The organism is Pseudomonas sp. MOIL14HWK12:I1, assembly GCF_000510705.1.
Classification (GTDB): domain Bacteria; phylum Pseudomonadota; class Gammaproteobacteria; order Pseudomonadales; family Pseudomonadaceae; genus Chryseomonas; species Chryseomonas oryzihabitans.
This window is the reverse complement of the sequence record NZ_AZNY01000006.1, coordinates 95,423-114,950: the sequence shown is the minus strand read 5'-3', so window position 1 is coordinate 114,950 and position 19,528 is coordinate 95,423. Positions and strand designations below refer to the sequence as shown.

General features: G+C 66.8%; 17 protein-coding genes and 1 riboswitch. Of the genes, 14 read left to right on the top strand and 3 right to left on the bottom strand.

All coding sequences use genetic code 11. The features are described 5' to 3' along the window. The first annotated feature begins 85 nt into the window (after nucleotides 1–85). A complete protein-coding gene (gene waaA / locus PSEK12I1_RS0104575) occupies nucleotides 86–1,351 on the top strand; it encodes a lipid IV(A) 3-deoxy-D-manno-octulosonic acid transferase (protein WP_027600809.1) in 1,266 nt (421 codons plus the stop codon). Here the strand turns inward: waaA and PSEK12I1_RS0104570 are convergent. Next, entirely contained in the window at nucleotides 1,297–2,793 is a 1,497-nt protein-coding gene (locus PSEK12I1_RS0104570) for a TolC family outer membrane protein (protein WP_027600808.1), read from the bottom strand. The genes waaA and PSEK12I1_RS0104570 overlap by 55 nt on opposite strands. Nucleotides 2,794–2,902: 109 nt before the next feature. Then, nucleotides 2,903–3,029, top strand: a riboswitch (TPP riboswitch). A gap of 102 nt (nucleotides 3,030–3,131) precedes the next feature. Here PSEK12I1_RS0104570 and thiC point away from each other — a divergent pair. Both thiC and cytX read left to right on the top strand, forming a co-directional pair. After that, nucleotides 3,132–5,009 (top strand): phosphomethylpyrimidine synthase ThiC, encoded by a 1,878-nt coding sequence (gene thiC / locus PSEK12I1_RS0104565; RefSeq protein ID WP_027600807.1) that lies wholly within the window; start codon nucleotides 3,132–3,134, stop codon nucleotides 5,007–5,009. A 133-nt stretch (nucleotides 5,010–5,142) separates the two neighbouring features. Further along, nucleotides 5,143–6,405: a putative hydroxymethylpyrimidine transporter CytX gene (gene cytX / locus PSEK12I1_RS0104560; RefSeq protein WP_027600806.1), complete on the top strand. Its 1,263-nt coding sequence runs from the start codon at nucleotides 5,143–5,145 to the stop codon at nucleotides 6,403–6,405. A gap of 466 nt (nucleotides 6,406–6,871) precedes the next feature. Here cytX and PSEK12I1_RS0104555 read toward each other — a convergent pair whose 3' ends face one another. Continuing rightward, complete coding sequence (locus tag PSEK12I1_RS0104555; RefSeq protein ID WP_007162103.1) at nucleotides 6,872–7,621, bottom strand: RsiV family protein; 750 nt, start codon at nucleotides 7,619–7,621, stop codon at nucleotides 6,872–6,874. A 186-nt stretch (nucleotides 7,622–7,807) separates the two neighbouring features. On the opposite strand from PSEK12I1_RS0104555, the gene PSEK12I1_RS0104550 reads away from it, so the two are divergent. The 8 genes from PSEK12I1_RS0104550 (at nucleotide 7,808) to PSEK12I1_RS0104515 (ending at nucleotide 16,283) form a co-directional block, all read left to right on the top strand. Next, on the top strand, nucleotides 7,808–8,428 hold the full coding sequence (locus PSEK12I1_RS0104550; RefSeq protein WP_027600805.1) for an NUDIX domain-containing protein: 621 nt from the start codon (nucleotides 7,808–7,810) through the stop codon (nucleotides 8,426–8,428). Next, a complete protein-coding gene (locus PSEK12I1_RS0104545; RefSeq protein WP_007162101.1) occupies nucleotides 8,419–8,874 on the top strand; it encodes a DUF1249 domain-containing protein in 456 nt (151 codons plus the stop codon). The genes PSEK12I1_RS0104550 and PSEK12I1_RS0104545 overlap by 10 nt, the downstream gene beginning before the upstream one ends. Nucleotides 8,875–9,013: 139 nt before the next feature. Continuing rightward, nucleotides 9,014–9,820: a 3',5'-cyclic-AMP phosphodiesterase gene (cpdA, locus tag PSEK12I1_RS0104540; protein WP_037006718.1), complete on the top strand. Its 807-nt coding sequence runs from the start codon at nucleotides 9,014–9,016 to the stop codon at nucleotides 9,818–9,820. A gap of 93 nt (nucleotides 9,821–9,913) precedes the next feature. Continuing rightward, nucleotides 9,914–10,522: a YqiA/YcfP family alpha/beta fold hydrolase gene (locus tag PSEK12I1_RS0104535; protein ID WP_027600246.1), complete on the top strand. Its 609-nt coding sequence runs from the start codon at nucleotides 9,914–9,916 to the stop codon at nucleotides 10,520–10,522. A gap of 7 nt (nucleotides 10,523–10,529) precedes the next feature. Further along, nucleotides 10,530–12,428, top strand: a complete 1,899-nt coding sequence (parE, locus tag PSEK12I1_RS0104530) for a DNA topoisomerase IV subunit B (protein ID WP_007162098.1) — start codon at nucleotides 10,530–10,532, stop codon at nucleotides 12,426–12,428. Between the two features lie 130 nt (nucleotides 12,429–12,558). Then, complete coding sequence (parC, locus tag PSEK12I1_RS0104525; protein ID WP_027600803.1) at nucleotides 12,559–14,811, top strand: DNA topoisomerase IV subunit A; 2,253 nt, start codon at nucleotides 12,559–12,561, stop codon at nucleotides 14,809–14,811. A gap of 85 nt (nucleotides 14,812–14,896) precedes the next feature. Beyond that, nucleotides 14,897–15,604 (top strand): membrane integrity-associated transporter subunit PqiC, encoded by a 708-nt coding sequence (locus PSEK12I1_RS0104520; protein ID WP_027600802.1) that lies wholly within the window; start codon nucleotides 14,897–14,899, stop codon nucleotides 15,602–15,604. 88 nt (nucleotides 15,605–15,692) lie between these two features. Next, on the top strand, nucleotides 15,693–16,283 hold the full coding sequence (locus PSEK12I1_RS0104515; RefSeq protein WP_007162095.1) for an LON peptidase substrate-binding domain-containing protein: 591 nt from the start codon (nucleotides 15,693–15,695) through the stop codon (nucleotides 16,281–16,283). A 331-nt stretch (nucleotides 16,284–16,614) separates the two neighbouring features. Here the strand turns inward: PSEK12I1_RS0104515 and PSEK12I1_RS0104510 are convergent, their stop codons facing one another. Further along, the gene (locus tag PSEK12I1_RS0104510; RefSeq protein ID WP_027600250.1) at nucleotides 16,615–17,154 is read right to left on the bottom strand and encodes a type 1 glutamine amidotransferase domain-containing protein; all 540 of its coding nucleotides are present in this window, start codon (nucleotides 17,152–17,154) and stop codon (nucleotides 16,615–16,617) included. 220 nt (nucleotides 17,155–17,374) lie between these two features. Between PSEK12I1_RS0104510 and PSEK12I1_RS0104505 the strand changes: the two genes are divergently transcribed. From PSEK12I1_RS0104505 to PSEK12I1_RS0104495, 3 genes are read left to right on the top strand one after another with little or no spacing between them, the layout of a single operon-like run. Further along, entirely contained in the window at nucleotides 17,375–18,199 is an 825-nt protein-coding gene (locus tag PSEK12I1_RS0104505) for an HDOD domain-containing protein (protein ID WP_161796604.1), read from the top strand. A gap of 26 nt (nucleotides 18,200–18,225) precedes the next feature. Further along, a complete protein-coding gene (mutM, locus tag PSEK12I1_RS0104500; RefSeq protein WP_027600801.1) occupies nucleotides 18,226–19,038 on the top strand; it encodes a bifunctional DNA-formamidopyrimidine glycosylase/DNA-(apurinic or apyrimidinic site) lyase in 813 nt (270 codons plus the stop codon). Continuing rightward, the gene (locus PSEK12I1_RS0104495) at nucleotides 19,035–19,409 is read left to right on the top strand and encodes a cytochrome c family protein (RefSeq protein ID WP_027600800.1); all 375 of its coding nucleotides are present in this window, start codon (nucleotides 19,035–19,037) and stop codon (nucleotides 19,407–19,409) included. Before mutM ends, PSEK12I1_RS0104495 begins: the two co-directional genes overlap by 4 nt. Nucleotides 19,410–19,528 lie beyond the last annotated feature (119 nt).

The window sequence follows — 19,528 nt, the reverse complement described above, 5'->3', positions numbered from 1 at the left end:
TTTGGCCGACGCGCAGCAGCCTTCTGGACAGGCTCGGAGGTATCGGGCTCGCACTAGCGGCCCTGCTTCATTAAGCTCTGCCGCCATGAACCGTACCCTCTATACCCTGATCTTCACCCTGGCCTTGCCCTTCATCCTGCTGCGCCTGCTCTGGCGCGGCCGCAAGGCCCCCGCCTATCGGCAGCGCATCGGCGAACGCCTGGCGCTGGGCTTGCCTGAGGTGTCGCCCGGCGGCATCTGGGTGCATGCGGTGTCGGTGGGGGAGAGCATCGCCGCCGCGCCGGTGATCCGCGCCCTGCGCCAGCGGCATCCCGACCTGCCGATCATTGTGACCTGCATGACGCCCACCGGCTCGGAGCGCATCCGCGCCCTGTTCGGTGATGACGTCCAGCATTGCTACCTGCCCTACGACCTGCCCTGGCTGGCCGGGCGTTTCCTCGACCGGCTCGGGCCCAGTCTGGGGGTGGTGATGGAGACTGAGCTCTGGCCCAACCTCATCCACCAGGCGGCGCGCCGCGATATTCCCATCGCCCTGGCCAATGGCCGGCTGTCCGAACGCTCCGCCCGGGGCTACGGAAAACTGGGTGGGGTGACCGGGCCGATGCTGGCGGAGCTGGCCTGGCTGGCGGTACAGACGCCGGTGGAAGCCGAGCGCTTCCGGGCCCTCGGCGCCCGTGCCGAGCGGGTCACGGTGACCGGCTCCATCAAGTTCGACCTGCGCATCGATCCCGAACTGCCGGTCCGCGCCGCTGCGCTGCGCCAGGGCTGGGGCCAGCGCCCGGTGTGGATCGCCGCCAGCACCCATGCCGGCGAAGATGGCATCCTGCTCCAGGCCCATCGCCAACTGCTGGCCGCACACCCCGATGCGCTACTGATCCTGGTGCCGCGCCATCCCGAGCGCTTTCCCGAGGTATTGGCCGAGGTGCGTCGTGAAGGTTTCGGCGTGGTGCAGCGCTCGACGGGAGAGGCGGTGCAGCCGCAGACCCAGGTGCTGCTGGGCGACACCATGGGCGAATTGCTGTTTCTCTACGCCCTTGCCGATGTCGCCTTCGTCGGCGGCAGCCTGATCGAGCGCGGTGGTCACAATCCGCTGGAGCCGGCCGCCCTCGGCCTGCCGGTGCTCAGCGGTCCCCACGTGTTCAATTTCCTCGACATCGTCGCCCAGCTGCGCGACGCCGGCGCCCTGGAAACCGTGGCGGAAGCACCCGCGATCGCCGCCGCCGTGGCCCGGCTCTGGGCCGAGCCGGCGGAAGCCGCGCGACGTCAGCAGGCGGGCCTGGCGGTACTGGCCGCCAATCAGGGCGCGCTGGAGCGACTGCTCTCCGGACTGGACAGGTTGCTCACCCCCTGAGCCGAGCGCGCCGGCAGGACGTCGGCGCGGGTCTTGGCCAGGTCCGGCGGCAGGAAGTCGCGATCCGGGTCGTAGTGGGGATCGAGATAGCCGGACAGCGCCAGCAGGTCGTTGGGCGCCAGGGTGCCGGCCGCCTGCTTGAGCCTCAGAGTGTCCAGGATGTAGTTGTAGCGGGCGTCGTTGTACTGGCGCACGGCGTTGTACAGCAACCGCTGGGCGTCGAGCACGTCGACGATGGTGCGGCTGCCCACCTGGTAGGCGATCTCGGTGGCTCTCAGGGCGCGCTGGCTGGAGGCGATGGACAGCCGGCGGGCGCGCACCTGCTCGATGTCAGTGTTGATCGCCCGGTGGGCGTTACGGGTGTTCTGCACCACCTGGCGGCGCAGACTCTCCTGGCGCTGTTCGCTCTGGTCGAGCTGCTGGTAGGCCTGGCGCGCCTGGGAGCTGGTGGCCCCACCGCTGTACAGCGGTACCTCGACCTGGATGCCAATGCTGCGGCTGTTGACCGGGCTGCCGAACAGGGACAGCTGCTCGGCGTTGGGCAGATTCACCGCGTCGTTGTCGCTGTGGCTGTAGCGCGCCACCGCATCCACCGTCGGCAGGTGTCCGGCGCGGCGCTGGCGCAGGGTCTCCTGGGCGGCGTTGACGCCCTGGCCGGCGGCCAGCAGCTGCAGATTCTGGCGCATGGCGGTGTCCACCCACAGCCGCGCATCGTTGGGCTGTGGCGGCAGGATCGGCAGGTCGTGGCGGATGCCGGCGATGCTGCCGTAGTCGCGATCGGTCAGCCGGGTCAGGGCCTGGAAGGCGTCGGCCACCTGCTGCTCGCTCTGGGAGCGGTTGGCCTGGGCGTTGTCGAAGCTGGCCTGGGCCTGGAGCACGTCGGTGTCGTCGGTCAGGCCGACCTTGTAGCGCTCGCGGGACTGGTCCAACTGGCGGTACAGCGCCTTTTCCTCGGCGCGGGCGGTGGCCAGGGCGTCCTGGGCACGCAGGGCGCTGAAATAGCCCTCGGCGGTCTGCAGGATGAGTTGCTGCTGGGCGGCGGAGAATTGCAGCTCGGCCTGCTCGGTGGCGGCCTGGGCGGCCTTGAGCTGGAACCAGCGATCGGCACGGAACAGCGGCTGGCTGAGGGTGGCCTGGATCAGCTGGCTGCTGCGATCGCTGCTGTAGCGACCACCCTGGACGCCCAGCGCCGGATTGTCCTTGAGTTGCAGACTGGTATGGGTGTCGTTGAATTGGGCGCCAAGGCCGATCTGCGGCAGCAGGCCGGCGCGCGCCTGGGGCACCGCCTCGCGCTGGGCGCCGAGGCCGGCGCGCTCGGCGGCGAGATCGGCGTTGTTGTCCAGCGCCTCGCGGTAGACGTCGAGCAGGCCATTGCCGGTGACCTGGGCCTGGGCCATGCCGGCCGAGCTGCAGAGCGCCGCGAGCAGCAGGAATCTTCGCATTCTGGGAGCCTTCCTTGAGGGACCGCGCCAGTGTAGTGGCTTCGTCCGAATCCGGCATAGGAGAGGAAATAGCGGTCGAAGTTTCTGCCGCTCTGGGTTTACACTGGCCGCGTTCTTGTCGGGGTGCGCTACGAGGCGCTGAGATCGGGTAGTCCCGGATCCCGTTGAACCTGATCAGGCTAGGCGCGCCGCATGGCGGTGCGTCAACCTGCGTAGGGAACAAGAGGGCGTCCGCAGCCTTATTCCGTGGTCGCCATCCGTCCGGGCTTGCCTCTTCTCGCGTGCCCACCCTTCGTCCAGGTTCTTCCCTCGGCAACGCGCCCACCAGGAGAGCCTCGATGAACAAGCAGAACAACGTCACCGATTTCACCCGCGTCGACCGCCAGTCCACCCAGCCGCTGCCCAATTCGCGCAAGGTCTATCTGACCGGCTCGCGACCCGACATCCGCGTGCCGGTGCGGGAAATTTCCCTCGCCGACACCCCCACCGCCTTTGGCGGTGAGCGCAACGCCCCGGTATTCGTCTACGACACCTCCGGTCCCTACACCGACCCGGCGGCGCGCATCGACCTGCGCAAGGGCCTGCCGGACGTGCGTTCGCGCTGGATCGAAGAGCGTGGCGACACCGAACTGCTGGCCAGGCTCTCTTCCGAGTTCGGCCAGGCGCGCCTGGCCGATCCGAGTCTCGCCGCCCTGAGATTCGACCTGGCGCGCCAGCCGCGGCGGGCCAAGGCCGGGCGCAACGTCTCCCAGATGCACTATGCCCGCCAGGGCATCATCACCCCGGAGATGGAATACATCGCTATCCGCGAGAACATGAAGCTGCAGGAGGCCCGCGCCGCCGGCCTGCTCGGCAACCAGCACCGTGGCCAGAGTTTCGGCGCCAGCATCCCCCAGGAGATCACCCCGGAATTCGTCCGCGACGAGGTGGCCCGTGGCCGCGCCATCATCCCGGCCAACATCAATCACCTGGAGCTGGAGCCGATGATCATCGGCCGCAACTTCCTGGTGAAGATCAACGGCAACATCGGCAACAGCGCCCTGGGTTCCTCTATCGAGGAAGAGGTGGAAAAGCTGACCTGGGGCATCCGCTGGGGCGCCGACACCGTGATGGACCTGTCCACCGGCAAGCACATCCACGAGACCCGCGAGTGGATCATCCGCAACTCGCCGGTCCCCATCGGTACCGTGCCCATCTACCAGGCCCTGGAAAAGGTCGGTGGCGTCGCCGAGGAACTGACCTGGGAACTGTTCCGCGACACCCTCATCGAGCAGGCGGAGCAGGGCGTGGACTACTTCACCATCCACGCCGGGGTGCGCCTGCACTACGTGCCCCTGACCGCCAAGCGCGTCACCGGCATCGTCTCCCGCGGCGGTTCCATCATGGCCAAGTGGTGCCTGGCGCACCACAAGGAAAACTTCCTCTACACCCACTTCGAAGACATCTGCGAAATCATGCAGGCCTACGACGTGAGCTTTTCCCTGGGTGACGGCCTGCGCCCGGGCTCCATCGCCGACGCCAACGACGCCGCCCAGTTCGGCGAACTGGAAACCCTCGGCGAGCTGACCAAGATCGCCTGGAAGCACGACGTCCAGACCATGATCGAAGGCCCCGGCCACGTGCCCATGCAGCTGATCAAGGAAAACATGGACAAGCAGCTGGAGTGCTGCGACGAGGCGCCGTTCTATACCCTCGGCCCGCTGACCACCGACATCGCCCCCGGCTACGACCACATCACCAGCGGCATCGGCGCCGCCATGATCGGCTGGTTCGGTTGCGCCATGCTCTGCTACGTGACGCCCAAGGAGCACCTCGGCCTGCCCAACAAGGACGACGTCAAGACCGGCATCATTACCTACAAGATCGCCGCCCATGCCGCCGACCTGGCCAAGGGGCATCCCGGCGCCCAGATCCGCGACAACGCCCTGTCCAAGGCGCGTTTCGAATTCCGCTGGGAAGACCAGTTTAACCTGGGCCTGGACCCGGACACGGCGCGCGCCTTCCACGACGAGACCCTGCCCAAGGACTCGGCCAAGGTGGCGCACTTCTGCTCCATGTGCGGGCCCAAGTTCTGCTCCATGAAGATCACCCAGGAGGTCCGCGACTACGCCAAGGAAAACGGCCTGACCGACGAGCAGAAGGCCATCGAGGCCGGCTTCCAGGAACAGGCGGCGCGCTTCAAGGACGAAGGCGGCGTGATCTACAAGCAGGTCTGAAAATCGTAGGTTGGGCTGAGACGGCTCCATCGTCGAAGCCCAACGTTGCGTACTCGCTCTCGGCATCGTCGGGTTTCGCTGCGCTCGACCCAACCTAAGCTTTTCCCTCAATCCCTTATCCACGAGACCCATCATGGCCCAGGCCCCCGGCCTCTATACCCCCACCGTCCCCGTTCCGGCGGACCGCCGCATCCTTGGCGGGCGCGACCTCTTCACCCTCTGGTTCTCCCTCGGCATCGGCCTGATGGTTGCCCAGGCCGGCGCGCTGCTGGCGCCCGGACTGGGCCTGGCCGATGGCCTGCTGGTGCTGGTGCTCGGCACCGCGGTCGGGGTGCTGCTGCTGGCCGCTGCCGGCCTGGTGGGCAGCGACACGGGCCTCGCCGGCATGACCGCCCTGGGCCAGAGTCTCGGCCAGCGCGGCGCGCTGTTGCCGGCGGTGCTCAACATCACCCAGCTGATCGGCTGGGGCGCCTTCGAACTGGTGGTGATGCGCGAGGCGGCCAGCGTGCTACTGGGCAGCTGGGGTCTGCAGGGTTGGGCCTCGCCGGTGCTCTGGACCCTGGTCTTCGGCGCCCTGGCCACGGCCCTGGCGGTGGCCGGTCCGCTGACCTTCGTCCGCCGCTTTCTCAGTCGCTGGGGCATCTGGCTGCTGCTCGGCGCCTGCACCTGGCTGACCCTGGATCTGTTCCTGCGCGCCGACCTGGCCGCGCTCTGGCAGCGCCCGGGCGACGGCTCCCTGAGCCAGGCCCTGGGCTTCGACCTGGTGGTGGCCATGCCGCTGTCCTGGTTGCCGGTGATCGCCGACTACACCCGCTTCGCCCGCACCGGCCGCAGCGCCGGGCGCGGCGTCATGCTGGGCTATTTCTGCGGCAACCTCTGGCTGATGGGCTTGGGCTTCGCCTATACCCTGGCCTTTGCCAGCGGCGGTGAAGCCGACGCCCTGCTGCGCGCCCTGGCCGTGGCCGGCCTCGGCCTGCCGCTGTTGCTGATCCTGCTGGACGAGTCGGAAAACGCCTTCGCCGCCTATCACTCGGCGGCGGTGGCCACGGGTTTCCTGGCCCAGGTGAAGATCTGGCAGCTGACCCTGGCCATCGGCATCCTCTGCACCCTGCTGGCGCTGCTGGTGCCTCTGGCCCAGTACGAACACTTCCTGCTGCTGATCGGTTCGGTGTTCGCCCCGCTATTCGGCGTGGTGCTGGTGGATCACTTCCTGCTGCGCCGCCGCATGGCCCCGCAGCGGACACAGGCGCTGCGCCTGGAGTCCCTGATCGCCTGGGCCCTGGGCGTGGCCGTCTACCATCTGTTGCCGACCCTGCTCCCGGCCTGGGGCGCGACCCTGCCGGCCATCGTGGTGGCGGGGACTGCGCAGGCGCTGTTGGGATTGAAACGAGTTTAGGGTTCGGCCGTTGGGCTTCGCTACGCTCAACCCAACCTACGCCTAACTGCCCCCTCTCCCGCTTGCGGGGGAGGGTCGGGGTGGGGGCAAGCCGGCACGCGTGGATGAGGCTGCGCCGTCATCCACCCTACGACTGAGCTGGATCTGTCGGGCTTCGCTGCGCTCAACCCAGCCTACNCCTAACTGCCCCCTCTCCCGCTGGCGGGNGAGGGTTGGGGTGGGGGCAAGTCGGCACGCGTGGATAAGGCTGCGCCGTCATCCACCCTACGACTGAGCTGGATCTATCGGGCTTCGCTGCGCTCAACCCAACCTACGGCTAACTGCCCCCTCTCCCGCTTGCGGGGGAGGGTTGGGGTGGGGGTATCGCGGCCATGGGCCGCTCCTACAGAAGATTGAGTCCGCTGTAGGAGCGGCCCATGGCCGCGATCAAACCCAACTACGGCAGATGATTTCTGTTGACCAGGTCCTACGGCTGCCGCGCCTTGCCCCGGCCCGGAAAGTACTCGCCCTTGAGGATGCCATTGAGCTTGGGATAGGGGATCTTCAATTCCGGATGGCCCATGGCGTAGGGGGCGATGCTGCCGATGTCGTACTTGAGCGTCAGGGCGCCGAAGTCCAGGGCCACGTTGTTGGTTTTTAGGAAGGGCCACTGCTGGCGGAATTCGGCATCGCCGACGTTGTTGCTGAGCATCCAGGCCTCACGGGAGAGCTGCGCCAGGCGCCAGAATTCGGCTTCCTGCCCCGGCACCAGCATGTCGCCCAGGGTGATCTGCCGGTCGAGATGGCGATCCCAGGTGACGAAGTCGCGGCCGGCCAGGCCATGGGCACCGCCGTTGGCCAGGTAGCTGGAGAATTCGATGATCACCAGGCCGTCATGCTGTTCACGCACCTTGGCCTGCAGATAGCTGCTCCAGCGTGGCTGGGCCTTGGCGAGGAAATCCCGCTCGTAGCTCTCCAGCGAAGCGGGGATGGGCGCGCCCGGCTCGGCGCGGGCCAGGCCCAGCAGGTGCCGCTGCACCAGGGCGTCCAGCGCCGGGTCGCCGAATTCCACGTAGTCGATGTTGATCAGCGGGCAGTCTTCGCCCTGGCAACCGGCCGGGCGGTGCTCCCAGGCCTGGTGGCGAGGCGTGAGGGGTTTGTCGAGGTTGGGGCCGAAGACGCTTTGGCAACCACCGAGCAACAGGCCGGCGAGCAGGAGGAGCGAGCGGATACGCATGGGATTCCTTGTCATGGAAACGGAGAACGACGGCTTTCGAACCCGTCTGGCCCCATAAGTTTGCCAGGGGCGGGCGGAGGTTTCCCGGCTTGTTGTCCTTTTCGCGACTTGGCGCGTCAGGGGCTGCACGCACGCAGGCGGCACGCTAGGATGGTCTGATTACCTGCAATCAGCGCTGGAGCGCCCATGACCGAAGCCAACGAATCCCAGGCGCCCGCCGTTGAAATCCTGAGCCGCGAGATCTGCTTCCAGGGCTTCTACAGCATGGCCCGCTTCCGGCTGCGCCATCGCCAGTTCTCCGGTGCCCTGGGCCCGGAACTGGAACGCGAGGTCTTCGTGCGTCCCGATGCCGTCTGCGTGCTGCCCTACGACGCCGTGCGCGACGAGGTGGTGCTGATCGAGCAGTTTCGCGTCGGCGTCATGGAAAAGACCGCTCATCCCTGGCTGCTTGAGCCGGTGGCGGGCTTGGTGGACAAGCAGGGCGAGGCCGTCGAGGCGGTCGCTCATCGGGAAGCCGAGGAAGAAGCCGGGCTGACCTTGCAATCGCTCTGGCCCATCTCCACCTACTTCCCCTCGCCTGGCGGCAGTGACGAACAGGTCTATCTCTACCTGGGTCGCTGCAGCACCGTGGACGCCGGTGGCGTCCATGGCCTGGAAGAGGAGGGCGAGGACATTCGCGTCCATGTCTGGTCGCTGGACGAGGCACTGGCAGGGGTTCGCGACGGTCGAATCAATAACGCAGCGGCAATCATCGCCCTGCAATGGTTGGCGCTCAATCGCGCCGAGGTACGGGGGTTATGGGGCTGAAACTGCGAGATCGCTATCGGGTTGACCTGCCGGGCCTGCAGGCCACGTGCGAGGCCAACTACGTGCGGCTGATGCGGCTTCTGCCCAAGATGCGCGAAGCCGTGGTATCGCGCCGCGTCATGTTGTCGCAAGGCGAGCGCCCGCTGGGGGTGCTCGCGCTGGAAGTCACCGAGGCCTGTCCCTATACGACGGCCTTGCGGGTGCGCCAGGAACTGGGACTGCCCTGGTTGCCGGTGCCCGAACTGGAAGTGCGCGTCTATCACGATGCGCGGATGGCGGAAGTGGTGTCGGCCGGGGCCTCTCGGCACCTGCTCGGGCGCTATCCCTATCCCAATCAGGCGATGCATCAGCCTGACGAAAAGAGCCAGCTCAATCTGTTCCTCGGTGAGTGGCTGAGTCACTGCCTGGCCTGTGGCCACGAAGCTGAACCTATCCTGCAGCGATGAGCACTAGGGCGCAACGCTGACAGCCGCAGCTTCCCTCACGCGGTGCAAGCTGCGAAAATGTGAAGCATGCACGCAAGTTCCCGGGAACTTTTCTGCACCCTGCCTGCGCTCGTTGTCCCCTTATGCCTAGGAGGCTTTGGTGAGTTTGCCGGATAGTGTCAACGCTCCCCTCGTCATCCAATTGACCGACAGTCATCTGTTTGCGCGTGCCAACGGTCGGTTGTTGGGTATCGATACGGCTGCCAGCCTGCAACAGGTGGTCGCCCAGGTGGTGCGGGAGCAGCCACGCATCGATCTGCTGCTGGCCAGCGGTGACCTCTCCCAGGACGGCTCCGTGGCTTCCTACCAGCGCTTTTGCGAGCTGACCGAGCCCCTGGCCGCGCCGATGCGCTGGCTGGCCGGCAACCACGACGAGAACGCGCCCATGGCCAAGGCCTGTGGTGACCGCGATTTCCTCGAGACGGTCACCGACCTGGGCGCCTGGCGCCTCATCCTGCTCGACAGCACCGTGCGCGGTTGCGTGTTCGGCGAACTGGAGCAGGCGCAGCTGGTCGCCCTGGACGAGGCCCTGAGCGCCGCGCCCGAGCGTCCGGCGCTGATCTGCCTGCACCATCATCCGGTCCCGGTCGGCTGTGGCTGGATGGAGCCCCTGGGCCTGCACCGGGCGGACGAGCTGTTTGCCGTGCTGGATCGCCATCCCCAGGTCAGGGTGGTGCTCTGGGGGCATATCCACCAGGAGTTCGACCAGCTGCGCAACGGCGTGCGCCTGCTGGCCTCGCCTTCCACCGGTCTGCAATTCGAGCCGGGCAGCGAAGACTTCAAGGCCGGCGATCAGGCGCCGGGCTATCGCTGGTTACGCCTGCTGCCCGACGGCAACCTGGAAACCGGTGTCTCGCGCCTGCAACAGCATGCCTTCACTGTGGATCACAGCGCCGCGGGCTACTAGGGCTGTCGGGGCTGACGCCGGTCGGCAGCCTTGGTCGCGAGGGTCGAAACGGGTTATTCTTTACCTGTTTATTTATCCAGTAGGAGCGGCCCGATGCCGTCGATCCTCTATATCCATGGCTTCAACAGCTCACCCGCGTCCCTGAAGGCGCGGCAGCTGACCGCCTGCATGACCCGCCTGGGCCTCGCGGACCGTCTGCGCGCCCCGGCGCTGCCCAACGATGCCGACGCCGCCTTCGCCCTCCTGGAGCGCGAACTGGCCGAGCTGGACGCCCCCTTGCTGGTCGGCAGCTCCCTGGGCGGCTACTATGCCACCGTCCTGGCCGAGCGCCACGGGCTCAAGGCCGTGCTGATCAACCCGGCGGTCCGGCCCTGGCGCTTCATGGAGCATTACTTGGGCCCCCAGCGCAATCACCATACCGGCGAGAGCTGGATCCTCACCGAGGCCCACGTCGAGGCCATGCGGGCGCAGGAAGTCGCGGCGCCGGCGGATCCCGAACGCTTCCACGTCTGGCTGCAGACCGGCGACGAGACCCTCGACTACCGGGACGCCGAGCGCTACTACGGCGCCTGCACCCTGCGCATCGAGCAGGGCGGCGACCACGGCTTCCAGGGCTTCCATCGCCAGCTGCCCCTGTTGCTGGAGCTGGCCGGCTTCGACCCGGCGCTCTGGCGCGAGCTGGATTTCAACACCTTCGAATAGAGACCCCATGGCCACGCAGAACGCCTATAACGCCGACGCCATCGAAGTCCTCTCCGGACTCGATCCGGTGCGCAAGCGCCCTGGCATGTACACCGACACCTCCCGGCCCAACCACCTGGCCCAGGAAGTCATCGACAACAGCGTGGACGAGGCCCTGGCCGGTCATGCGCGCCAGGTGCAGGTGATCCTGCACGCCGACAACTCCCTCGAGGTGATCGACGACGGTCGCGGCATGCCGGTGGATATCCATCCGGAAGAGGGCGTCTCCGGCGTCGAGCTGATCCTGACCAAGCTGCACGCCGGCGGCAAGTTCTCCAACAAGAACTACCAGTTCTCCGGCGGCCTGCACGGAGTGGGCATCTCGGTGGTGAACGCCCTGTCGACCCGCGTCGAGGTGCGCGTCAAGCGCGAGGGCAACGAATACGCCATGGCCTTCGCCGACGGCTTCAAGGCCAGCGAACTGGCCGTGGTCGGCAGCGTCGGCAAGCGCAATACCGGCACCAGCGTGCACTTCTGGCCGGACCCCAAGTACTTCGATTCGCCCAAGTTCTCCGTCAGCCGCCTCAAGCACGTGCTCAAGGCCAAGGCGGTGCTCTGCCCGGGCCTGGCGGTGAGCTTCTTCGACGAAGCGAGCGGCGAGCGCAGCGAATGGCATTACGAAGACGGGCTGAGATCCTATCTGATCGACACCGTGGGCGACGCCCTGCGGCTGCCCGAGGCGCCCTTCCACGGCAGCCTGGCTTCGGCCCGGGAAGCGGTGGACTGGGCGCTGTTCTGGCTGCCCGAGGGCGGCGAGTCGGTGCAGGAAAGCTACGTCAACCTGATTCCCACCGCCCAGGGCGGCACCCATGTGAACGGCCTGCGCCAGGGCCTGCTGGACGCCATCCGGGAATTCTGCGAGTTCCGCAACCTCTTGCCGCGCGGCCTCAAGCTGGCCCCGGAAGACGTCTGGGAGCGCATCGCCTTCGTCCTCTCGATGAAGATGCAGGAGCCGCAGTTCTCCGGCCAGACCAAGGAGAGACTGTCCTCCCGCGAGGCCGCGGCCTTTGTCGCCGGGGTGGTCAAGGACGCCTTCAGCCTCTGGCTCAATGCCCATCCGGAACTGGGTCAGCAGATCGCCGAGCTGGCCATCAACAACGCCGGCCGCCGCCTCAAGGCGGGCAAGAAGGTCGAGCGCAAGAAGATCACCCAGGGCCCGGCGCTGCCTGGCAAGCTGGCCGATTGCGCCGGCCAGGACCCGATGCGCTCCGAGCTGTTCCTGGTGGAGGGCGACTCCGCCGGCGGCAGCGCCAAGCAGGCGCGCAGCAAGGAATTCCAGGCCATCATGCCGCTGCGCGGCAAGATCCTGAACACCTGGGAAGTGGACGGCAGCGAGGTGCTGGGCAGCCAGGAGGTGCACGACATCGCCGTGGCCATCGGCATCGATCCGGGCAGCGCCGACCTGAGCGGCCTGAGATACGGCAAGATCTGCATCCTCGCCGATGCCGACTCCGACGGCCTGCACATCGCCACCCTGCTGTGCGCCCTGTTCGTGCAGCACTTCCGGCCCCTGGTGGATGCCGGTCACGTCTATGTGGCCATGCCGCCGCTGTACCGCATCGACCTCGGCAAGGAGGTGCACTACGCCCTCGACGAAGCCGAGCGCGACGGCATCCTCGATCGCCTGGCCGCGGAGAAGAAGCGCGGCAAGCCCCAGGTGACCCGCTTCAAGGGCCTTGGCGAGATGAATCCGCTGCAGCTGCGCGAGACCACCATGGATCCCAACACCCGCCGCCTGGTACAGCTGACCCTCGAAGACGTGCCCGGCACCCTCGAGATGATGGACATGCTGCTGGCCAAGAAGCGATCCGGCGACCGCAAGAGCTGGCTGGAATCCAAGGGCGACCGCGCTGAAGTGCTGATCTAGCGCCTGACTTATTGGTCGTGTCTATCGCGGCCATGGGCCGCTCCTACAGATGTATCAAGCGCTCGTAGGAGCGGCCCATGGCCGCGATAAGGCAAGGCCCCGATCAAAGACGTAACCCCAAAGGACTCCCATGAGTGCACCCCTCGACCTGAGCCTGGATGGCGTCGAACGCCGTTCGCTGGCCGACTTCACCGAGCAGGCGTACCTGAACTACTCCATGTACGTCATCATGGACCGCGCCCTGCCGCACATCGGCGACGGCCTCAAGCCGGTCCAGCGCCGTATCGTCTACGCCATGAGCGAACTGGGCCTGGACGCCGACGCCAAGCACAAGAAGTCCGCCCGTACCGTGGGCGACGTCCTCGGTAAATACCACCCCCACGGCGACTCGGCCTGCTACGAAGCCATGGTGCTCATGGCCCAGCCGTTTTCCTATCGCTATCCGCTGGTGGATGGCCAGGGCAACTGGGGCGCGCCGGACGATCCCAAGTCCTTTGCCGCCATGCGCTATACCGAGGCGCGGCTGTCGCGCTATTCCGAGGTGCTGCTCAGCGAACTGGGGCAGGGCACCGTGGACTGGGTACCCAACTTCGACGGCACCCTGAACGAGCCGGCGGTGCTGCCGGCACGCCTGCCCAATCTGCTGCTCAACGGCACCACCGGCATCGCCGTGGGCATGGCCACCGACATCCCGCCGCACAACCTGCGCGAGGTGGCCGCCGCCTGCGTGCGCCTGCTGGACGACCCCATCGCCGGGATTCCCGAGCTGCTCGAACACGTGCCCGGTCCGGACTTCCCCACCGAGGCCGAGATCGTCACGCCGCGGGCCGACCTGCGCAAGATCTACGAGACCGGTCGCGGCTCGGTGCGCATGCGCGCCGTCTACCGCCGCGAGGACGGCGACGTGGTCATCACCGCGCTGCCGCACCAGGTCTCCGGTTCCAAGGTGCTGGAGCAGATCGCCGCCCAGATGCAGGCCAAGAAGCTGCCCATGGTGGCCGACCTGCGCGACGAGTCGGACCACGAGAATCCGACCCGCATCGTCATCGTGCCGCGCTCCAATCGCATCGATGCCGACGAGCTGATGCAGCACCTGTTCGCCACCACCGATCTGGAGTCCAGCTACCGGGTCAACCTCAACGTCATCGGTCTGGACGGCAAGCCCCAGGTCAAGGACCTCCGGCAGATCCTCCAGGAGTGGCTGATCTATCGCATCGGCACCGTGCGCCGTCGCCTGCAGTTCCGCCTGGACAAGGTCAATCGCCGCCTGCACCTGCTGGATGGCCTGCTGGTCGCCTTCCTCAACCTGGACGAGGTGATCCACATCATCCGCACCGAGGAGCATCCCAAGCAGGCGCTGATGGCCCGCTTCGAGCTCTCCGAGGAACAGGCCGACTACATCCTGGAAACCCGGCTGCGCCAACTGGCGCGGCTGGAAGAGATGAAGATCCGTGGCGAACAGGCCGAGCTGCTCAAGGAGCAGAAGCGCCTGCAGACCCTGCTGGGCAGCGACAAGAAGCTGCGCAACCTGGTCCGCGACGAACTGATCAAGGACGCCGAGACCTATGGCGAAGCGCGCCGCTCGCCCATCGTCGAGCGTGCCGAAGCCAAGGCCCTGTCCGAAACCGAGCTCATGCCCACCGAGCCGGTGACCGTGGTGCTGTCCGAGAAGGGCTGGGTGCGCCAGGCCAAGGGCCACGACGTCGATCCGACCGGGCTGTCCTACAAGGCCGGCGACGGCTTCAAGGCGGCGGCCCTGGGTCGCTCCAACCAGTTCGCCGTGTTCATCGATTCCACCGGGCGCAGCTATTCGGTGGCCGCCCATTCGCTGCCGTCGGCGCGTGGCCAGGGCGAGCCCCTGACCGGCCGCCTGACGCCGCCGCCGGGCGCCAGCTTCGAATGCCTGCTGCTGCCGGACGACAGTGGTCTCTATGTCATGGCCTCGGACGCCGGCTACGGCTTCGTGGTCAAGGGCGAGGACTTGCAGGCCAAGAACAAGGCCGGCAAGGCGCTGATCAGCCTGCCCAACGGTGCCAAGGTGCTGCCGCCCAAGCCGGTGGCGTCCCTGGAGGACACCTCTATCGCGGTGGTCACCAACGAGGGTCGCCTGCTGGTGTTCGCCATCAGCGAACTGCCGCAACTGGCCAAGGGCAAGGGCAACAAGCTGATTTCCATCCCTGGCGAGCGGGTCGCCAAGCGCGAGGAATACGTGGTCGATCTGGCCGTGGTGCCGGCCGGCGCCTCCCTCACGCTGCAGGCCGGCAAGCGGCCCTATACCCTCAAGGGCAGCGATCTGGAGCATTACCGGGCCGAGCGCGGTCGGCGCGGCAACAAGTTGCCGCGGGGCTTCCAGCGGGTGGACTCGCTGCAGGTGGAAACTTGAGCCGCCCGCGGTCAGCCGCTAGCATAGCCCGGATTTTTTCGACCAGGACTCGCCGGGCCGTGGCGCCCGTCGAGAGAGAGCCTCGATGAAACGGATGTGTCTCGCCAGGCTGGCGCTCGTTGGCCTGCTGGCCGGCCTGGGTGGCTGTGCCAGCCTCGGCCCCAGCCACTACTATCAGCTCGATGGCGGCAATGCGCGTACGCCCGCGAGCAGCGAGCGTGGTCTTGCCGTGTGGATCGAAAACCTGCAGCTGGCCGACTACCTGCAGCGCGACGTGCTGCTGGAACGCCAGCCCGACGGCAGTCTCAAGACCACCCGCGATCACTGGGCCGGGCCGCTCGACGCCAACGTGCGCCAGTTGCTGCAGCGCCAGCTCGCCGGTCGCCTCAACAGTGGTCGGGTGGTGGTGGGTGAACAACCCGCCGGCTTCGATCCGCAGTACCGGGTGGAACTGGTGGTGACCCGCCTCGATGCCGGTGACCAGGCGCCTGCCGCCCTCGACGCCAGCTGGCAACTGCGCGACGGCCAGGGTCGTCTGCTGGACACCGAGGTGGTCCACCTGCAGGCTCGTCATGCAGGTGATCGCGCGGCCCAGGTGCGCGCCCAGAGCGAATTGCTGCAACAGCTGTCGGCGCGGCTGGCCACCGATCTCACCAAGGTCGCCCAGCGCGGCCGGCGTGACAGCGAAGTGGCGCGCAAGGAACCGAAGAAACTCGTGGAAGAGGCCCAGGCCCGGCCGACGCTGCCGGCCGTGGTGCCCATCCGCACCGGCGCCGAGGTCTATCGCTTCTGATCCGCAAGGCTCCCGCGCGTCGCCGCGCGGGAGCCTTCGGCGGCGCGCGACGCTCTATCCAGCAGGACCCTCAAGCCCCGGAGGTTTCATGACGCTGCCCCTGTTTCCGCTCAACACCACCCTGTTTCCCGGCTGCCGCCTCGATCTGCAGCTGTTCGAAGCCCGCTACCTGGACATGCTCGGCCGCTGCCTCAAGCAGGGCAGCAGCTTTGGCGTGGTGACCATCCTCGAAGGCCGCGAGACCGGTGCCGCGCCGAATCGCCTGGGCGCCTACGGCTGCGAGGCGCTGATCCGCGACTGGCAGCAGCAGAGCAATGGCCTGCTGGGTATCCGCATCGAAGGCGGACGGCGCTTTCGCCTGCTGAGCCAGGAAGAGCAACCCGACCATCTGGTGGTGGGGGAGGTGGAGTGGCTTCCGGAGACCGAGCCCCAGCCGCTGCGCGATGGCGACGCCGATCTGATGGCGCTGCTGGTTGCCCTGGCCCAGCACCCCATGGTCGCCAGCCTGGACATGGGGGGCGAAGTCGCCGACCGCCAGGCCCTGGGTTGCCAGCTGGCCTATCTGCTGCCGTTCGAGGCGCACCTCAAGCTCGAATGGCTGGGCCTGAGCGACCAGGGTCAGCGCCTGGCCGACATCGAGCGCCATCTGGTGGATCTGCAAGGTGATTTCCAGGCCTAAGAGCCTGTTCATAATCTGCTGCGCGTCGGCCAAACCGCGTTGAAAACACCCTGGATCGCCAGCCCCGCCTGGGCGGCCCCGTCGCAATGCTCATTTACCCTATGTAAACCCGGGCACGGGTCCGATCCGCTTCCTCAGGCGTTTTTGCGGGGCCGCCTAGGCCTTGTTTGGCTCTAGCTCGCAAGATTCTGAACAGGCTCCGGGCCAAACGCCGGGCAAAAGAAAGCCCGCCGGGCAGGGCGGGCTAAAAGTGCTTTGGGGGCACTGGATAAGACCCTGGCACTTTGCCATAAGTTCAGTCTTATGAGATCAAAGTGCCAGTCTCGATGGCTCAGCCTGCCAGCAGCTTGATGAACTCGCGATTGAAGGCCGGGATGTCGTCCGGCTTGCGGCTGCTCACCAGTTGGCCATCGACGATGACCTCCTGGTCCTGCCAGGTGGCGCCGGCATTCTTGAGGTCGTCGGTCAGCGACGGCCAACTGGTCATAGTCTTGCCCTGCACCAGGCCGGCGGAGATCAGCAGCCAGGCACCGTGGCAGATGACGGCGACCGGCTTGCCGGCGTCGGCGATCTGCTTGGTCAGCTGCTGGGCCTGTTCGTCGATGCGGATGGTGTCGGCGTTGACCACGCCGCCGGGCAGCAGCACGGCGTCATAGTCACCGGCATTGGCCGCGGCGAAGGTGAGGTCCACCGGAAAGCTGTCGGCCGGCTCGGTGCCGTCCCAGCCGCGCACTTCGCCGCTCTCGGCGGAGATGATGTGGGTCTGGGCGCCGGCCTGCTCCAGCGCCTGCTTGGGGCCGGTGAGTTCGGCCTGCTCGAAGCCGTCGGTGACCAGGATGGCGATTTTCTTGCCGTTCAGGGATGTAGCCATGGTTGCGCATACCTCGATGGACATTCGGTCGGGCTAGCCTTTTGCCAGCGCTCTCTAGTCCGTCCCGCTTTGCCTCCCCGAAGTTCCTTCGTCGCGCCCGATGGCATCGCCGGGCGGTGCGGAGTAAATTTGCGACATCCATCGCAGAGTAGTCCCCATGTCCCAAGCGTCCCCTCAGCTGACCGAGGAGCAGATCCGTCAGGCCCTGCAAGGCATCAGCATTCCCCCGCAGCCGCAGATCATGGTGGATCTGCAACTCGAACAGCTCATGCCCAGCCCCGATCTCAAGGTCATCTCGCGCCTGATCGGCCAGGACCCGGGGCTCTCGGGTGCCCTGCTCAAGCTGGTGAACTCGCCGTATTTCGGCCTCAGCAATCGCATCACCTCGATCCAGCGGGCGGTCAATCTGCTGGGCAGCCAGTCGGTCATCAACCTGATCAACGCCCAGTCGATCAAGGGCGAGCTCACCGACGAGACCATCGTCATCCTCAACCGCTTCTGGGACACCGCCCAGGACGTGGCCGAGACCTGCCTGAGCCTGGCCAAGAAGACCGGCTATCCGACCCCGGACGAGGCCTACGCCCTGGGTCTATTCCACAACTGCGGCATCCCGCTGATGCTCAAGCGCTTCCCCAACTACATGGCGGTGCTGGAAGAGGCCTATGCCAGCGTCAACGAGCAGGTACGGGTGGTGGACGTGGAGAATCGCATCTTCAGCACCAACCACGCCGTGGTGGGCTATTTCATCTCGCGCTCCTGGCGCCTGCCGGAGCACGTCGGCCAGGCCATCGCCAACCACCACAACGCCCAGTCGGTCTTTGACGAGGAGTCGACCACCGACATCCAGATCAAGAATCTGCTGGCCCTGCTGAAGATGGCCGAACACATCTGCGGCTGCTATCGCGCCCTCGGTGGCCAGGACGAGGATCACGAGTGGCAGGCCATCGCCCCGCGGGTGCTGGATCACGTCGGCCTGTCCGAGTACGACTTCGAGTCGCTCAAGGAGACCATCCTTGAAATGGGCAGCGGTCGGATCAATTACTAAGGCACCCGCAAGCCTCCTGGATCCTCATGCCCGAATTACCTGAAGTCGAAACCACCCGCCGGGGCATCGCGCCCCATGTCGTCGGTCAGCGCGTGCGCCGGGTCATCGTCCGCGATGGCCGGCTGCGCTGGCCGGTGCCCGAGGACCTGGATGTACGCCTTTCCGGGCAGCGCATCGAGGCCGTCGAGCGGCGGGCCAAGTACCTGCTGATCCGCGCCGAGAGCGGCACCCTGATCGGCCACCTGGGCATGTCCGGCAGCCTGCGCCTGGTGCCGGCCGACCAGCCGCCGGCCAAGCACGAGCACGTCGACATCGAGCTGGAATCCGGGTTGTCGCTGCGCTACACCGATCCCCGGCGTTTCGGCGCGCTGCTCTGGACCCAGGATCCCCATGCCCATGTGCTGCTCAGCAAGCTGGGCCCCGAGCCCCTGACCGAGGCCTTCGACGGCGGTCGGCTGTACGAGCTGTCGCGCGGACGCAGCATGGCGGTCAAGCCCTTCATCATGGACAACGCCGTGGTGGTGGGGGTGGGCAACATCTACGCCGCCGAGGCGCTGTTCGCCGCCGGTATCGATCCCCGCCGCGCCGCCGGCAGCGTTTCCCGGGCGCGCTACGACCGCCTGGCCGAAGAGATCAAGAAGGTGCTGGCGCGCTCCATCGAGAGTGGCGGCACCACCCTGCGCGATTTCATCGGCGGGAACGGGGCGCCGGGCTATTTCAAGCAGGAATTGTTCGTCTACGGCCGCAAGGGCGAATTCTGCAAGGTCTGCGGGACGGGATTGCAGGAGATCCGCCTCGGCCAGCGCGCCAGCGTCTATTGCCGCAAGTGCCAGCGATGAAGACCCTGGCCGCGGTGGTCCTGCTGACGCTGCTGGGCGGGGAGGCGGCCTGGGCGGATGCCGACAACGGCCGCAACCTCTTCCTGCGCCGCTGCCACAACTGCCATTCGGTGGGGCCGGGCGCCCAGTCCGGCTTTGGCCCCCAGCTCAATGACCTCTTTGGTCGTCAGGCCGGGAGCCTGGCCGGCTACAACTACTCCGACGCCATGCGTAATGCCGGCTTCGCCTGGGATCGCGAGGCCCTGGCGGCCTTCCTGCGCGATCCCGAACAGAAGGTGCCGGGTACCAAGATGAGATTCTGGGGCATCGGCGATGCCGAGGATCTGGGCGACATCGCCGACTACCTGCAGACCCAGCACAGCATTCCTTAGAACCTGTTCACGATCTCGCGAGCTAGAGATAAACAAGGCGAAAACGGCTGAGGAAGCGGAGTTTACGAGTGGTAGATGAGCATTCCGAAGCCGTTTTCAACGCCGTTTAGCCGACGCGC

What these genes read in the sequence shown, in the direction of transcription:
- parC (WP_027600803.1), top strand. Translation starts at nt 12,559, where the DNA reads ATGAGTGCACCCCTCGACCTGAGCCTGGATGGCGTCGAACGCCGTTCG.
- PSEK12I1_RS0104545 (WP_007162101.1), top strand. Translation starts at nt 8,419, where the DNA reads ATGGGGCTGAAACTGCGAGATCGCTATCGGGTTGACCTGCCGGGCCTG.
- PSEK12I1_RS0104570 (WP_027600808.1), bottom strand. Translation starts at nt 2,793, where the DNA reads ATGCGAAGATTCCTGCTGCTCGCGGCGCTCTGCAGCTCGGCCGGCATG.
- parE (WP_007162098.1), top strand. Translation starts at nt 10,530, where the DNA reads ATGGCCACGCAGAACGCCTATAACGCCGACGCCATCGAAGTCCTCTCC.
- PSEK12I1_RS0104550 (WP_027600805.1), top strand. Translation starts at nt 7,808, where the DNA reads ATGACCGAAGCCAACGAATCCCAGGCGCCCGCCGTTGAAATCCTGAGC.
- PSEK12I1_RS0104510 (WP_027600250.1), bottom strand. Translation starts at nt 17,154, where the DNA reads ATGGCTACATCCCTGAACGGCAAGAAAATCGCCATCCTGGTCACCGAC.
- thiC (WP_027600807.1), top strand. Translation starts at nt 3,132, where the DNA reads ATGAACAAGCAGAACAACGTCACCGATTTCACCCGCGTCGACCGCCAG.
- PSEK12I1_RS0104495 (WP_027600800.1), top strand. Translation starts at nt 19,035, where the DNA reads ATGAAGACCCTGGCCGCGGTGGTCCTGCTGACGCTGCTGGGCGGGGAG.
- cytX (WP_027600806.1), top strand. Translation starts at nt 5,143, where the DNA reads ATGGCCCAGGCCCCCGGCCTCTATACCCCCACCGTCCCCGTTCCGGCG.
- PSEK12I1_RS0104515 (WP_007162095.1), top strand. Translation starts at nt 15,693, where the DNA reads ATGACGCTGCCCCTGTTTCCGCTCAACACCACCCTGTTTCCCGGCTGC.
- waaA (WP_027600809.1), top strand. Translation starts at nt 86, where the DNA reads ATGAACCGTACCCTCTATACCCTGATCTTCACCCTGGCCTTGCCCTTC.
- PSEK12I1_RS0104555 (WP_007162103.1), bottom strand. Translation starts at nt 7,621, where the DNA reads ATGCGTATCCGCTCGCTCCTCCTGCTCGCCGGCCTGTTGCTCGGTGGT.
- PSEK12I1_RS0104520 (WP_027600802.1), top strand. Translation starts at nt 14,897, where the DNA reads ATGAAACGGATGTGTCTCGCCAGGCTGGCGCTCGTTGGCCTGCTGGCC.
- mutM (WP_027600801.1), top strand. Translation starts at nt 18,226, where the DNA reads ATGCCCGAATTACCTGAAGTCGAAACCACCCGCCGGGGCATCGCGCCC.
- PSEK12I1_RS0104535 (WP_027600246.1), top strand. Translation starts at nt 9,914, where the DNA reads ATGCCGTCGATCCTCTATATCCATGGCTTCAACAGCTCACCCGCGTCC.